Annotated in this window: 11 protein-coding genes; 2 read left to right on the top strand and 9 right to left on the bottom strand. The window is 61.1% G+C overall.

Annotated features, from left to right (window positions below):
- Positions 1 to 351: 351 nt before the first annotated feature.
- From VGG64_01930 to VGG64_01965, 8 genes are all read right to left on the bottom strand, one after another.
- Positions 352 to 588, bottom strand: coding sequence for a hypothetical protein (locus tag VGG64_01930; protein HEY1598332.1), 237 nt, complete (start codon positions 586 to 588; stop codon positions 352 to 354).
- 105 nt (positions 589 to 693) lie between these two features.
- Positions 694 to 1,383 carry a hypothetical protein gene (locus VGG64_01935; protein ID HEY1598333.1) on the bottom strand — a complete coding sequence of 230 codons (690 nt, stop codon included), beginning with the start codon at positions 1,381 to 1,383 and terminating at the stop codon, positions 694 to 696.
- A gap of 63 nt (positions 1,384 to 1,446) precedes the next feature.
- Positions 1,447 to 1,650 (bottom strand): helix-hairpin-helix domain-containing protein, encoded by a 204-nt coding sequence (locus tag VGG64_01940; GenBank protein HEY1598334.1) that lies wholly within the window; start codon positions 1,648 to 1,650, stop codon positions 1,447 to 1,449.
- A 293-nt stretch (positions 1,651 to 1,943) separates the two neighbouring features.
- Positions 1,944 to 2,588 (bottom strand): aquaporin, encoded by a 645-nt coding sequence (locus VGG64_01945; GenBank protein ID HEY1598335.1) that lies wholly within the window; start codon positions 2,586 to 2,588, stop codon positions 1,944 to 1,946.
- A gap of 359 nt (positions 2,589 to 2,947) precedes the next feature.
- On the bottom strand, positions 2,948 to 3,976 hold the full coding sequence (locus VGG64_01950) for a DUF933 domain-containing protein (protein HEY1598336.1): 1,029 nt from the start codon (positions 3,974 to 3,976) through the stop codon (positions 2,948 to 2,950).
- Between the two features lie 177 nt (positions 3,977 to 4,153).
- A complete protein-coding gene (locus VGG64_01955) occupies positions 4,154 to 6,502 on the bottom strand; it encodes a transglutaminaseTgpA domain-containing protein (GenBank protein ID HEY1598337.1) in 2,349 nt (782 codons plus the stop codon).
- A 122-nt stretch (positions 6,503 to 6,624) separates the two neighbouring features.
- Complete coding sequence (locus VGG64_01960; GenBank protein ID HEY1598338.1) at positions 6,625 to 7,806, bottom strand: DUF58 domain-containing protein; 1,182 nt, start codon at positions 7,804 to 7,806, stop codon at positions 6,625 to 6,627.
- Positions 7,807 to 7,851: 45 nt separating this feature from the next.
- The gene (locus tag VGG64_01965; GenBank protein ID HEY1598339.1) at positions 7,852 to 8,793 is read right to left on the bottom strand and encodes a MoxR family ATPase; all 942 of its coding nucleotides are present in this window, start codon (positions 8,791 to 8,793) and stop codon (positions 7,852 to 7,854) included.
- A gap of 749 nt (positions 8,794 to 9,542) precedes the next feature.
- Here VGG64_01965 and tkt point away from each other — a divergent pair.
- Positions 9,543 to 11,600 carry a transketolase gene (tkt, locus tag VGG64_01970; protein HEY1598340.1) on the top strand — a complete coding sequence of 686 codons (2,058 nt, stop codon included), beginning with the start codon at positions 9,543 to 9,545 and terminating at the stop codon, positions 11,598 to 11,600.
- Positions 11,601 to 11,691: 91 nt separating this feature from the next.
- Here tkt and VGG64_01975 read toward each other — a convergent pair whose 3' ends face one another.
- Positions 11,692 to 12,909, bottom strand: a complete 1,218-nt coding sequence (locus VGG64_01975) for a GNAT family N-acetyltransferase (GenBank protein HEY1598341.1) — start codon at positions 12,907 to 12,909, stop codon at positions 11,692 to 11,694.
- 1,077 nt (positions 12,910 to 13,986) lie between these two features.
- On the opposite strand from VGG64_01975, the gene VGG64_01980 reads away from it, so the two are divergent.
- Positions 13,987 to 15,462 (top strand): carbohydrate porin, encoded by a 1,476-nt coding sequence (locus tag VGG64_01980; GenBank protein ID HEY1598342.1) that lies wholly within the window; start codon positions 13,987 to 13,989, stop codon positions 15,460 to 15,462.
- The last annotated feature ends 60 nt before the right edge of the window (positions 15,463 to 15,522 follow it).

Genomic DNA, 15,522 nt, shown 5'->3' on the forward strand with positions numbered 1-15,522 from the left:
TCCCTCTTCGACCAACGACCAAGACAGCAACGGGCTAGAGTTTCGGGATATAGTCCCGTTCCGGCGCATTCAAGAAGGACGACCTTGAAACGCTCCCCGCCCTGCACATACTAATCACCCACTACCGTATGCCGCCACGACCGCCGGCACCGTAGCCCTCGAACCAGGGGCTTTCCTGGCGAGGAGCGGTTATCGCATCACTACCGGTGGAGTCGAGCCAAGTCCCCCGGATGCCAAGAGTGTTGGGCTTTTTGCCCGGTGCCATGCCCACGCTGCGTGGGCATGCCTCTGTGTCACAACCTACTTTGCATGCCCACACTTCGTGTGGGCATGGCACCCGGCAAGTTAAAATCACAGTCGCGGCGGCGCGTTGCGGTAAGTGAACGCAACGATCTTCTCGGCCCAATAAAGCACCGCGCCTCCGACCAGCACCTGCGCCAGCATGGCGGCCAAGATTGATATGACCAGCCGGGAGGGACCTAGCGTTGACATCGATGCGGCGATGGTGCCAGAGGTGCCGATTGGATACAGAATGACGGCGAAACCCATCACGCGGATTATGGCTCCAAACAGATCGCGGCCGTCCATAATTCACCCCCAGTTTGATCGCGGTTGAGATTTGACTTTATGCCCTAATGATTGCCGGCTGCAGTGGTGATCGAAAACGCACGTTGCCCCTTTGCATGTCGTTCGCTATTTAGCCCGGTTCAGCCAAACCATGATTCCGTCGCTGTTGTCGACGTTTTCTCGCCCCTCCCACCCGCCGTTGGGCGTAGCGATGACTTCATGGGCTTGCAATCGCATCAGCACTACCGGCTGGCTTGGCTCCAACACGGCCTGGGTTTTATCGCCCGCAATTTCAGTGGTGCATGGCCTATAGAGCGAAGCTCCGTCCACCTTCTTGATCAACCAATTCGACTCGTTCACGGCATTGCCAATTGCCGTCCCGTCGACGCCAAAGCGAAAGTTCCATTTTCCATCCGAATCCTTACGTAACGTGACATTCGCCGGCACTTCGCGGCCACCATCCAGCGGACCGCAAGATCCTGCGTCGGGCACGCCCTGGCGCGGAATCCCTTCGGTCATGCAACCCAGCATCCATCGGCCCGATGGCAGCCACACTTTCCATTGCCAGGTGTTCTCTTCCAGATTCTGGAGTCGTAGCACGACGGCTTTGCTTGGATCGTCGATCTCTAAATAACCTGCCTCGGCCCGCAGCTTGGAATTGATACTCTCCAATTCGCGGTTGCGACTTTCGAGTTCCAGAGCCAAGCGCGTGGCGCGGAAATGCGCCACGGCGAGCCCAATGATCAACATCACCAGGAGGATCGTGCGAAGGCGGAACTGAAACCAGCGGTGGCCGGCAGGTAACGATTCTGGCATCGCCCCACTCTATCTGCTCAGCCACGGGATCGGAATCTACCGTGCAGTAATCGCAGAACGCGTTTACGCCCGCGACGACTTGCCGCGTCCCCTTAACGCGGTTCGGATCAAGTCAATCCCCTTGGGGCCCAGGCCGTGCAGCTTGGCGAGGTCCGCTTCGCGCACTTGGGCAAGTTGCTCGAGGGTTGTGTAGCCGGCCGACGCCAGCGCCCGCAGGGCCGGTCGTGACAACCCGGCAGGCAGCCCTTCCTTGATGGATGCGGTCATTTTGTCGGCCGCCGCGCGCAAGTTCTTGTCCCTGGTCAACGGACAGTTGGTACGCGTTTTTTTGTTCTGATTGCGAACCATATTACCGTGGGATGTGCAATGCACACTACCGAGTCAGTGCCGGTCAATCGATCGCTTCAGTTCCATCTAACCACTCCGTACGCGCGTGTGCAAACGGTATCCTGTTACGAGACTCGCATAAAAAGAGCCGCCTGCCGGCAGCTCTTTTTTCGTTTGCTAGAGGATCAAGAATCCCCGTGTACGATAATCTCGTGCGTAGTGCACGCGGTGCATCAAGGATCGTTGGGATTCAAAATGCGGAAGGCGATCGCCGCCACAACGCCTCCGGCCAGGTCGGCCGCCAGATACAGCCAGATGTTCGACCAGGCCGCCAGGTTCAGGATCGTCACCCCCACGGCCACCGCTGGATTGAACGCCCCGCCCGAAATATCTCCCACAGCAAAGGCGCCGGTCAGCACTGTAAATCCAATTGCCAATCCGTAAAACGAATTGCCGGCCGTATCCTTGCTCGTGGCCACGTTCAGCACCACATACACCAGTGCGAACGTAAACAGAAACTCGGCCAGGAATGCCGGGCCCACGACCAATGCCCCGGGGGTCTTGGCCGCGAGTTCGGCAGCTGCTTCGGGGCGCAAGAATTTCACCGCTGCTGCCGCTGCCGCCGCGCCCAAAATCTGCACGATCCAGTAGCCCACCAGTTCCGGTAGGGTCGTGCGGCCGCGTAGCATGGCCCCGAGCGTGACGGCCGGGTTGTAATGCCCGCCCGAGATGTGCCCGCCGGCAAAGATCATCACCATCAGGGCCGAGCCAATCGCCAGCGGCGGAATCACGCCCTTGTCGGCACCGGCCAAGACCGTGCAGCCGATCGTGAGGACCAGAAAAAACGTGCCGATGAATTCCGTAACCAGCTTGTTCATAATTCGGCTCCTGCGGTTCAATGGCTCCTGCATGCCCTGGCGCCGTCCGCCCGGCGGAGCATGAAGGTAATTAAGCGCATTTTAGGATCCCCAACCGATCGTAGCGCGAGCGCGACGGCAAGGGCAAGATAAGTTAGACGGGTGGCAGTCCGACGACCAGCGACGGGTCTGCGGCAAGTCTAGCCGAGTCACGCCGCTTGGCAAGAGTTACGCCCGCCGAATCTTCGCACCAAAACACCCGCAACCAAACGTCGCAAATCGTTCCGGTTACCATGCGCGCCTGGTGCCATGCCCACGCTCGCCGTGGGCATGTTGAGTTCGATCGCTCACCATCGATGTAGTTGGCCGCCTCCGCAGCGCTACACGCTAAAGCGAATGTTCAGAATGTCATCGTCCTTGACGACGTAGTCCTTCGGCTCCTGACGCACCAGGTTGTTGGCCTTCAACTCGCGCTCGCTCCCCAGACGGACCAGGTCGCCCACGGTCATGACTTCGGCACGAATAAAGCCGCGTGCCAGGTCGCTATGGATGTTGTCGGCCGCTTCCAGCGCCGTTCCACCCTTGCGCATCATCCACGTGCGAACCTCTTTCTCGCCAGCCGTGAAATAGAGCATCTGGCCCGATACTTCCAGGATCGTGCGCAACACCTGGTCGCGTTCCGAACCGGTCAGCCCCAGGTCGCGCTCGAACTCGGTACGTTCCTCGGGAGTCATGCGGGCCAGCTCCAGTTCCAGGCCCACGCGGACCGCGATCAACGGCCGGTCGCCCCCGACGGCGGCGGCCCGCGCGGCGGGATCCTCGTCGTCGGCGATGTTGAGCACGACCAGGGCAGGTTTTTCCGTCAACAGGCGAAAGCTGCGCGTCGCCTTGAGCTGATCCTCGGTCATGGCCGATTCGGCCAGCGGTTTGCCCGCTTCCATGGCCGCCAACACCTGCTCCAGCGCGGCCAGCTCGGCAATTTCTTGTTCGCGATTGGGACGCGGCTTCTTGACGCTGTCGCGCAGCCGGTCGACGCGCCCGGAAACGATCTCCATATCGGCCAGCAGCAAGTCTTCCTGGAACCGGTTCAAATCCTGCTGGGCCGACGCCGCCCGGTCGAACGCGGCGACCAGCATGATCACGCAACCGCAATCGCGCAATAAACCGAGTCGAGCGGGGTTGCCCTCGTGCGTCCTACTCAGGCCCGGCGTGTCTACCAGTTCCAGCGAAGCCTGAGTGATCTTCTTGGGCTGATAGATCTTGCAAAGATCGGCGATACGCGGCTCAGGCACCGGAGCCATGGCACTCTGCCCGGTGTGGCTTTTGGCCGCATCCGGCGCAATGCCTGTAAGCCATTCGAAGAGGGTGCTCTTGCCGGCCCCTTGATACCCGATCAAACCGATCTTCATCTACCGTCCTATAACCCAGGGTCCGTTTCTTGTTTCAATTTGGTATGCCCGTGCGGATCCGTTGCTCGCCGAGGGGAGCAGCGCTTTGACCACGGAGAAATCTCTATGGTCCACACGGTGGGACGGGCCAAGCGTGGCACGCACCACGACCCATTTTGGCAAACAGAAAGTCCCGTCCTAGTGCTGGCTGCCGTTGCCAGCCGCGAGTACCCCCGCCAAATCCGCCAGGGCCTGTTCTACCGTGGCGGCTTCCTGGCTGTCCAGGGTCCGGCGACCGAAGCGGACGCGGTAGAACAACTCGACCAGTTGCCGAGCGATGGGAGCTGCCCGCTTGGTTTGCGCCGACTCGGCGAGCTGCCCTCCCACGGCCAAAGCGAATTCTCGCTGCGTCTGGCTCGGGCCGCGCAGCATGTCGCGCTGGGCCAACAACAGCTCCAGGCGACGGTAGAATTCTACGTCGGCATTGTCCGCCGCAATCACCGCGGCGTCGCCGGACGTCCAACGCCAGATTCGGCGCATGATGAATCGGCCGGCATAGTAGACGCCCACAAAGAACAGCATGATCACGATCGTCGCCAGCGCTCCGCGCCAACTGAACCAGCCACCGTTGGTCAGCCCCCAATAGGCCGGACTCACGGCTTTGGCCAGCCTCGTGCCGAGCAGCGCCCAGAACTCGCGATGTGTCAGGGCCGTGGTTACAGACCTCAGAGTTGCCCAAAACGGTTCATAAATCCTCTCCGTCTGGCGGGAGTGGTTCAGTCCTAGCACGTAGGTTCGCCAACCCGTCCGCATGGACGCCGTGAACTGCCGCAGCGCTTCATAGACGTAACTGCTGGCGTTCATCGCCGGCGCAGCGGACACGGTGCCCGTGGGATCGATAATGACCCACCCGCCCTTGGAGCGGTCGAACCATTCCGGCAGCCGCTCGGGCAGGTATTCCGGCGCCAGATAGGCCTCGACCCAGGCATGGGCGTCCATGGCGCGCACCTGATAGTACCTTCCCGTCCAATCGCCTCCTTTGAAGCCGACCGCTAGACGCGAAGGAATGCCAACGGCGCGTAACATAACCGCCATCGCGCTGGCAAAGTACTCGCAATGCCCGACCCGATTCGAAGTCAGGAAATCTTCGACAGGGTCGAGCTGCGGGTCGCGCGAGATTTCTCCCAGTGAGTAGCGGAAATTCGTCGGATCGCGCAGGTAGTTGGCCAGGACGCGCGTCCGTTCCAAATGATTCTCGGCCGGGATGGCCCGCACGATTTGCGCGGCGAGCGCCTTGGAGCCGGCGAGTGGATCATAGCCGTTGCTCGGGCTTGGCAGCGTGAGCAAGCGCTCTTGTTCGTAGCTGTGCTCTTCGAGGAGGGATTGCGCTGGAACAATCGACGACTGCCGTTTATCCACGATGCCGGTTGTGATCAACTCGTAATCAATCGTGTTTCCCAGCCGACGCTCCCTGCGCTCCAGCTGCTCTCCGACGTCGGTCCAGAGGATTTTGTCTTGTCTGCTCGTCGAGAAGCTGGGAAAGATCGAAAACAACACATCGGTATCAAGCGGTAGGACGACAAACCGTTGCTTGATATAGGGGACCCCGGACGGGATTCGCTGTCTCTCTATCGCCTTACCGTGAAAAAGCTCTCGCTTCCATTTGCGATTCGCATAGGTCGTCAGCACCACTCCCCGAAACAACGGCTCGTCGACGAGTTCGCACGGTTCATTCGTCGCAGGATCCTCCAGGAAAACCTCCATGATCTCTTCGGGGCTTTCACTGATGGCGCCCATCTCGCCCAAATGGACTTCGTTCGTGAAGCCAACGATCCGCTGCGCCGATTCGTCGTCGATTTCCCGCCAGGCACCCCGTTCCGACCTGGGGATCACCACAAAAACCAGGCAAGCCATGCCGAGCGCGACGCCGCCGAGATTGGCGACCAGTCGCGCGAGCGACGGATTCAGCGCTTCGTCAGACTGCTGCGTGACGGCGTGCCCGGCAAAGTGTGCGTCCCGTGACGCCGGCGACGTGGCGCGAGATTCTCTTATTCCTCGGCCAGCGTCCGCGCCGTACGCACTGATTTGTTCGCGATATAGATAGAAAACCGTCAGCACGCCAATCGCCAGGAACGCATATCCGACCAGCAAAAAGCCGAACATCAGGCTTTCGTTGAGCGCCGTGGCAACAGCCGCTTCCATCAGGCTGAGGGTAATCAGCAACCAGTACGTGCCGATTCCTTTTCGCTTAAGTTGCAACACGAACTGGCTATAAACGGCAAAATTCAACAGGGCCAGCAACCCCGCGTCGGTCGCATCCTGCTGCCACTGGAAGAGGGCCAATAGCGCGGCTCCCACGCCGGCCGCGTCGGCAGCCCTCTGGTTAAGGACGATCCAACCCTTTGCGTCGGTGATATATACGGTGGCGAAGGCCACGATGACCGCCGCCACCGGCAGGGCGACTCGCTGTTCGCCCATACCCAACAGCGCGGTCGAGAATGCCACCAGGCAAGCCACCGCAATTTGCAGCATACGATCCAATTGCATGTCACTCTCCGCCGCGGTCTATCCGGTACCGAATGTCCGGTCAAAACCGGCATGTCAGCCCCGGCGTGCCTCGCCCATCACCGACCAAACGGGCGATCGTTGCCGCGCGTCACGTTTCATTTTTATAGCGGTACAAAGTAATCAGCCAAATCTGACCGGCCGACGTCGATTGCCTGCAAGCGCCCCAGCCACGCGCGCTGCCGCGTGTTGCGCCACAACGTTGCGAAGCGCTCGGTATCGCTAAGATCCACCGAGCGAGTCGAGATTACGATCGCGTTCGTGCCCGGCCGTGCTACGTCTAAAATCTTGGACAGAGCGTTGGGCAAGGCGTCCGTGCTGGTGGCTTCGGCCACCGCCAACGATTCCATCACTTCGCGAGTCAGAGCCAGCGATGCGGGCCCGCTATCGAATCGTGGCGTCCGCGCCGCGACCGAGATCCACAACGTCCGCCCTCCCCGACGACAAACGTCCGACACGATCGAGGCAGCGAAACTCACGGCCAACTCGACCTGGGCAGAATGGAATGCGCTCGGACGGTCGGGTTGCCATAGCTCGACCACCAGAGCCAAATCCTGATTGCGCTGCTGCTCGAATTGCCGCACGACGGGCGCCTGCCGTCGGGCACTGGTGCGCCAGTGGATCCAGCGCCGGCTGTCTCCCTGTCGCCAGTCGCGCAAACCATAGAAGTCTCCTTCCAGCAAACCCTGGCGGCGTTCCACGTTGCTGGTGCCCAAATCGGAAGATTGCTGCAATCGCTGCCAACGACGCGTCAGCCGACCCAGTCGCGGCAAGACCAACATTGTCTGTGGCTGCTCGATCGTGACCGAGCCGCGCATCAGGCCAAACGGAAACTGCGTGGAAATCCGCAGCGGTCCAAATCGATAGCGGCCGCGCCGCATCAATCGGCCCCGATACGATTGCGTCCTGGCTCCTCGCGCCGGAACATAGGCAAACAGCGCTTGCGCCAAGATCGGCTCTTCGGTCGCCCCGTCATCTTGTCGGCAGATGCGATCGTCGACGCGCGCGGCCCACGAGGCCAGACGCCGCCGCGGATTGGCCAACTCCAATTCCACCATCAACACGTCACCAGATGCCACGCTGCGAGGAAGCCGCCGCTGCAAAGTAAGACGCCGCAGATTCTGCCGCACGAGCCACCAATTCAATAGTGGCAGGCTGGCCAGCAGGGCAAACAGCACCAGCAGCAGATTGATTTGCCGCACCAACGCACCGGCCAGCAAAAAGCTCAGCGTGGCGACGTAGCACAGACCTTCCAGCGTGATCTTCGGCAGACCGAGGCTTCGCATGATTCGCTAGCGATCCAAGGGGTCGCTCTCCGGGTCGCGCCGCGGTCAGCGGGGAACGGGCAAGTCGTCGACGAAGCGCTGGATGATCCCTTCCACGGCGCTGCGCTGATTGCCGTGCAAATATCCTTTGGTGATCACACGATGCGCGAGCACCGGCACCGCCAGCCGCTTGATATCGTCGGGCACGACATAATCGCGCCCCTCGATCAGCGCCAGCGCTTGGCTGGCGCGGTACAGGCACAGCGCGCCGCGGGTGCTGGCTCCCACGTGCAGGTCATCGCTCTCGCGCGTGGCCTCGATCAAATCCAGCAGATAATTATGGATCGCCTCGTCCACGGATACTTGCCGCACCGCGTCCTGCAGCGCGATCACCTGCTGGCAATCGAGCACAGGCGCCAGATGATCGACAGGCTCCCCCTGCCGATGACTGGTCAGCACTTGCAATTCCTCGTCTCGATCGGGATAGCCGATGTTGGATTGCAACAGGAACCGGTCGAGTTGACTTTCCGGCAAGGGATAAGTTCCCTCGAACTCAAAAGGGTTCTGCGTGGCGATAACCATGAAAGGACGCGGCAGCTTGTACGTGTGGCCGTCGACCGATACCTGCCCGTCGCTCATGGCCTCGAGCAGCGCGCTTTGCGTGCGCGGCGTGGTGCGATTGATCTCGTCGGCCAGCACGATGTTGGCGAAGATCGGCCCCTGGCTGAAAAAGAACTCGCTATTCTTCGAGTCGAATACACTCGAACCGACGATGTCGCCCGGCAACAAGTCGGGCGTGAATTGAATGCGGCAGAACTTGGCGTTGATGCTCTTGGCCAGCGCCTTGCCAACCAAGGTCTTGCCAACCCCGGGCACGTCCTCTAGCAATACGTGCTCGCCCGACAAAAGCGCGGCGACGCACAGGCGGACGACGCGTGGCTTCCCCAGGACCACCTTGGAAATATTCGCTTCCAACTCGCCAACAAGGCTGTGCAACTCGGGCGTCATATTCGACAGTCCACGCGGAGGAATTCGGTTGGTCGGCGACCCTGCCACAATCGGTCCAGCACCGACCTACTTCGTCCTGGGATTTGCACACCGGGGACCGCCACGTCCAGGTTGCCTACCAGAAGCGGAATACATGTATGTTAGCTGCGCCAAATACCCACGGTCCACCCCCTCGGGCGGCGCTGGATATGGTGGCAGTCCCCAGGAATCGCCGCGTGCGACCGCATTGCCATCCTATTATTAGGGCACCGCATTATTAGGGTATCGTGCAATTCGGCAAAATCTTTCGCAGTGCTGGCAGATCATCGAGCTGAAAATCGTAATTGACTCAGCCGCCGAGTTGCCGGATCACGGCCGACGCCTGTTGTTGCCGTCGGGCGCTGTGTACCCACCAGCCAAGCCAAATCGCAAAAATCGTCCGCGCAATAAACAGCGTTCGTAAGGTTGACGCAAACCAACCGCGCCGCGGACGAGATGCTGCCTCCATGCCTCACATTCTAACGTTTCGGAAACGCGCCGCGCACGGCGTTTGCGCGCCGATACATCTACTGCACATAGACATGGATAATGTCGGTCGACAGTGCCCACCTGGCGGCCGATTGACTCTCCCTGCCGCGCCCCCTAGACTCAGCGAATTCCGAGGCGAAATGCGGTCGCCCACCGTCGGCCGACAGGCGTTCTGCCCGACCCTCACACCTGAGCCGCATCTCTTCGCCAGACAACCACTATAGCCCTTTCGATTTGTCACTATGGCTACCACGACAACGAGCATCGAACAGCTCTCGATCAACACCATCCGGACCTTGGCAATGGACGCCGTGCAGGCGGCCAACTCCGGACATCCCGGCACCCCGATGGCGCTTGCGCCCGTAGCGTACTCGCTATGGAACAACGTGCTACGGTATGACCCCGATCAGCCACTGTGGCCGGGCCGCGATCGATTCGTGCTTTCCTGCGGTCACGCTTCCATGCTGCTGTATGCCACGCTTCACTTGGCTGGCGTCAAACGACTGGACGCCCACGGTCGTCCGACCGACCAACTGGCAGTACCGCTCGATCAAATCAAGCAATTCCGCCAGTTGCACAGCCTTTGCCCCGGTCATCCCGAACATGGCATGACCTCGGGGGTCGAAACGACCACCGGACCGTTAGGGCAAGGAATTGGCAACAGCGTCGGCATGGCGGTGGCCCAACGTTGGCTGGCCAGCCACTTCAACCGGCCGGGCTTCGACCTGTTCGACTACCGCATCTATGCCCTGTGCAGCGACGGCGACATGATGGAAGGAATCAGCGGCGAGGCCGCGTCGCTAGCTGGCCATCTCAAGCTGGCGAACCTGTGCTGGATCTACGACGACAATCACATCACGATCGAAGGCAACACGTCGCTGGCCTTCAGCGAGGACGTCGGCCGGCGCTTCGAGGGTTACGGCTGGCACGTGATCCACGTGGGCGATGCCAACGACCTCGACGCTCTGAACGCCGCTTATGAAGAGGTCGAGCGCGCGACCGAAGCGCCGACTTTGATCATCGTTCGCAGCCACATTGGATACGGATCGCCGCACAAGCAAGACAGTCATTCGGCGCACGGCAGCCCGCTCGGGGACGACGAGATTCGGCTGACGAAAGGAGCCTACGGTTGGCCGGCCGACGCCAAGTTCCTGGTGCCGGACGAAGTCCGCGCCCAGTTCGCAGACCATGTCGGCAAACGCGGCAAAGAACTGTTCGCCAAGTGGCAGGCCAGCTTCACACAGTACGAAAAGAAACACCCCGAACTGGCCGCCCAGTGGCGGCAGATGGAAGCCCGCGCGTTGCCCGAGGGCTGGGAACAGGCCGTCCCCACGTATCCGGCCGACCCCAAGGGTATGGCCACCCGCATTTCGTCAGGCAAGACGCTCAACGCGCTGGCCGCCCGGATCCCTTGGCTGATCGGTGGCGCCGCAGATCTCGCGCCGTCGACGATGACGATGTTGGAGTTCGATGGCGCCGGCGTGTTTTCCGCTATCGAAGCAGGGCGGAACATGCACTTTGGTATTCGCGAGCATGGCATGGCGTCGGCCGCCAATGGAATCGCCTTGTCGTTTATCCGTCCGTATGTCTCGACGTTCCTGGTGTTCAGTGACTATCTCCGCCCCACGCTGCGGCTGGCGGCAATCATGGAACTGCCGGTGATTCACGTTTATACGCACGATTCGATCGGCGTCGGCGAGGATGGCCCCACACACCAGCCGGTCGAGCATTACGCCGCGCTGCGTGCGATTCCGCGGTTGTTGTTCTTCCGGCCTGGCGATGCCAACGAGGTGGCGGAAACCTACCGCGTGGTGCTCAAGCTGACGAACCGCCCGGCGGCGCTCAGCCTGACGCGGCAAAACCTGCCCACGCTCGATCGCAGCAAATACGCGGCGGCAACCGGCGTGGCAAAGGGCGGATACGTGTTGGCCGATGCAACCGACGGCAAGCCGGATATCATACTGATGGCCACGGGCAGCGAGTTGCACGTGGCCGTGCAAGCTCACGAAAAGCTGACGGCTGCCGGAGTGAAGTCGCGTGTCGTCAGCCTCCCCTGCACCGAGCTGTTCGACGAGCAGCCGCAGGAATATCGGGACAGCGTGTTGCCTCCGACCGTGACGGCCCGCGTGGCGGTCGAGTCCGGAGTGCAACAAGGATGGGAGCGGTATATAGGCCTGCGCGGCCGATTCGTCGGCATGACCGGCTACGGCGCCAGTGCCCCCGCCGGCCTGCTATTCAAAGAGTTCGGCATCACCGCCGAGCATGTCTTGGCAGAGGCTCAAACGCTGCTAAAGAAATAAGTAGGTAGCGCAGAATTCGTAGGCACTGCAATAAGTAAGCAGTGAGCACCGCTGCGGATCATTGATCCGATTCAACATCGTGCAGCGCACGCTACGTCGACATTTCGTCCAGCGGCGGGCGCCACACCGGCAGGCGGGGAAACAGCGCGCGGGCCGTTTCGGCGGCCAACTGTGTCGAGGCGCGCAGTCGGCCTTCGGCCAGCGCTTCGTCGATATCGAGATGTCCCAACAGCAAGCGCGTGAAATGCGCGCCGCCGCAGGACAGGTAGCTACGTCCGATCTTATGGCGACCGAACTTTACGCTCCGCCGCGAGACGACCAGCCGGTACTTCTCGCCATCGACCAGGATGCCCAGCTCGCAAGGCCGTGTCAGCCCTGCCGCTTCGGCCCGCTTGTGCAACTCGGGACAGAGCATCTTGAGGAATCCGGGCGGATTCATGAGCTTGGCCATGAAGACCTCGCCTTGGTTGGATTCCGTCGTTTGCAGCGTGCCGCCCGCCCGGCAAAAAATCTCTAGCAGCGGATCGTCCGGCGGAGCGTGCATGGTGACCATGTGGTAGTCACGTTCGATCGCTTCGCTGCACGCGCGGGCCAACAGCTCGCGGGCCACGTGTCGATGCGTACTGGCGGTGGCCAGTTCCAACACGCGATCTTCGCCCGTGATGAGATAGCCGACGAGCTTGTTCGGGTCGTCCTGCAATTCAAAGTTGTCCGGCCCATCGACGGCGACATAGATACGCTCGAATCCCTTGCGACTGACCAGCCATCGCCAATAGGCCTCGGTCCGCTCGAAGTGCCCGGCGCGGCCGGCCGTCATCTCGCCATACAGCCGCATCAGGGCGGGCAGCTCGACTTGGCGCCACGGCCGAATGCCAACCGAGGCCTCGCCCGGCACAAATCCGCGCGCCGACAATTGCGCCAGCAGATCGCGGCTGCCGGCCTGCGCCTGGCTGTGCCGTCCGCAGAGCGCCCAGCCAAAACGGCGAAAGAAGTGCGGCACCTTGGTCTTCAAGATGCCCAGCACGACGCCATCGCGGCGCATGGTTTCGTCGGCAGCCCGCGCCAATAGCGAAGCGCATCCCAGCTGACGAAACTCGGGCAATGTCCCCATCCACGACAGCACGTCCGTAGGAAAGCTGAGCCCGGCGAAGTGCATGACGCGCTTGGTCAACAACAGGTGCGAGACGGTTTGGTCTCCCCGTTTGACGAGCAGGCGATCGCGCGGTTCGTAGAACGGATCATCCAGCGAGCCGTAGAATGCGTCGCGCGTTGGCCCTTGAAAGACCTCGGTCAGCAGGTGGTGCACCACCGGATGATCACCGGCGCAGCCTACAAAAATTTTGCCTGCCGCATCCCGGGGCCGCGCGTTGTCGCGCGTCCGCAAGCTGGTCGCGCGAAAAGATTCGCGACGATTCGACGTGGGGGGCGCTGTGGTAACCGCGGCAGCGCGTGCATTGGACAGGTCCACTCGGCCCACTGCGGTCGAGGGCAGAATTGCAGGCAAAAGCGGCCTTTTCTGGCCTACTTTGGATGCCTTTTCCGAGTCCGTTCGGCGGCCCTTGGGCCGCGCGCCCGCGAAAGCTGAAGTCGCTGCGCACATCGGCGTGAATCCTTTCCGCTCGGTACTCCTCGATCCGTCTTGACAATAGCTTAGGGACTCGTCCTACGAAAAGCTAGTAAAAAAGACAGAATACTGCCCATTCATCCTGGCTAGAAAAAACACACGCGTGTCAGGATCCAACGACACCAACACCACTGAAGTACGCGACATCGACGCCACGCCCAACGCGCCGCGGCTAGTGATCCCGCGCCAACAATTTTCGCCCAGCCAGCAGAATTCACGCAAAATCGCTGCACGTGCGTTGCAAACCCTTGCGACGCATGCCCCGAGCGAAGACTTGTTCCGGTCTCTGTGCGTAGCATAACAGCAGGCATGATTCGTTCGCCGTGCAACGCGCACAATCACCGCGCGACTGTCGCTCGCGGCGGCAAATTTTCTCTTGGCAACTTTCGGCGACGAACCCTTGATGAGCCGCACACGTTCCCTCGGACGTCTGGCGAGCCGCCTGGGCGGCGCAGTCTAAAGGCGACGCCTAGGCCAGGCACCGCACCAGCGACAATCCAGTCCAGGATCGACTCGCGAGCCGCTGCAGTGCTCGTAACTCGATCTCGACGACCTACCAGAGGCAGCAGGTGATAGAAAAAGCGACCTGAGGGCCGTCATATCTTGCCCAGTCGCACGACTTGACGGGGAATTCGATTTCCCCATTTTTTCTGGCGGTACCAACGGGCGGCCTCAGGTCGAAGACTATTTATGTGGAGGACTTGTGCGTCAATTTAATAGTCGGCAGGTAGCCTTTAACCTGGGTGGCGGATGGGTTCCTTCGTGCAACGGTGCGTCGGACCTGTCTTGCTGTGCACGCTGGTCGTTTTCCATATCAACAGCGTCGAACGGGTCGTTGCGCAGTCGTCCGATCAGGCGGCGCAGAACGGCGACATCAATCTGCAACCCGGCAACGGCGCGAACTTTGTCGGCGCACCGGTGACGGGTGCCCCGGCATCGGGCTCATCGGCCACGGCGCTAACGTCGATCAGCGGTAACCCGGCGGCCGTGAACATCATCACGGGCAACGGCAACCTGGGAAAAATCCTGGGGGTAAACCGCAACGGCTGGCGCCTGGGCGGAGCCACGATCAACGATGCCAACGGCATCCTCTCGGGAGGATTGGGCCCTGGATTGTGGGCCGGTCAGAACTTGACGCTGGCCGACGTTTCGTTCGATGCGGACGAAGCCGGCTGCGCGGACGGCGCGATGTTTGGCTCGGAGTTCCTCTTCTACAACGGCTATGGCGCTGGTCCCACCGTCAACGGCGTCGAGCAAAGCCAAGGCTCGCCCAACGCATTAGCGGGCACGGTGCTGGGCTTCAATTCTCTCGACAGCAAACCGCCGGTCAATCGTGTGGAGCTTTATCAGCTGTGGTACCGGCAAGTGCTGTTCGACGAGAAGATGGTCGTGCGCGTCGGCAAATCGGTGCCGACCTACGACTTTGGCAACGTCACGCGCCCCGTGCGGATGGCCGAAGCCACGTCGAACATACCGGCCAGCTCGGGCGCGATCATGACGCCGCTGTACGTCAACCCGACCATGCTGGGCGTGATACCGGGCTACTACAATTCCGCCACGGGTATCGTGATCTCATTGCTTCCCACGGAAAACGTGTATTTGCAATACGGCTTCTACGACGGCAATGGGGCCACCGGCAGCAACACGGGCGATAAGGGACCGCAATTCACCGGGCATTATTTTCACATCGGCGAAGTGGGGACGCACTGGATCATTGGCCAGGACAAGAAGCCGGGCAAATTCGGCATTGGCTATTGGGGGCAAACCGGACCGCTTGTCACCTTTAGCAACACGATCGAGAACGGCGCGCAGGGCGTGTACCTGTTCGGCTCGCAGCGGCTTTATTGGGAGGAGCCCGGCGTGAGCCATAATGGGCTGGGAGCCTTCTACCAATTCGGCTCTACCAATAACGACATCACCTTTACGCAACGCTACGTCGGCGGAGGCGTGACGTATTACGGATTGCTGCCGGGCCGCGACAACGATTCGGCGGGCTTCGCGATGGGTTGGGGCCGCATGACCAACGACCCCAATGCCGGCAAAGCCTACTTCACGGGTTATGGCCCCGGCCCACAACCGCTCGGTGATCACGAGTGGATCTACACCTGGTATTACCAGATCCAGGTGCGCGATGGGCTATTCCTGCAACCGAACCTTACATACATCCCCGACCCGGCGCGCGTGCCGGGAACACCGGCGGCATTTCCGCTGACGATCCAGGCCGTGATGCTGTTCTAGGATCCCGGTGCGCATCGGGTAGAGTGGTTTCAATAAAGTGGCCATGCCGGCAAACGCTTT

The organism is Pirellulales bacterium (assembly GCA_036490175.1).
Lineage (GTDB): Bacteria > Planctomycetota > Planctomycetia > Pirellulales > JACPPG01 > JACPPG01.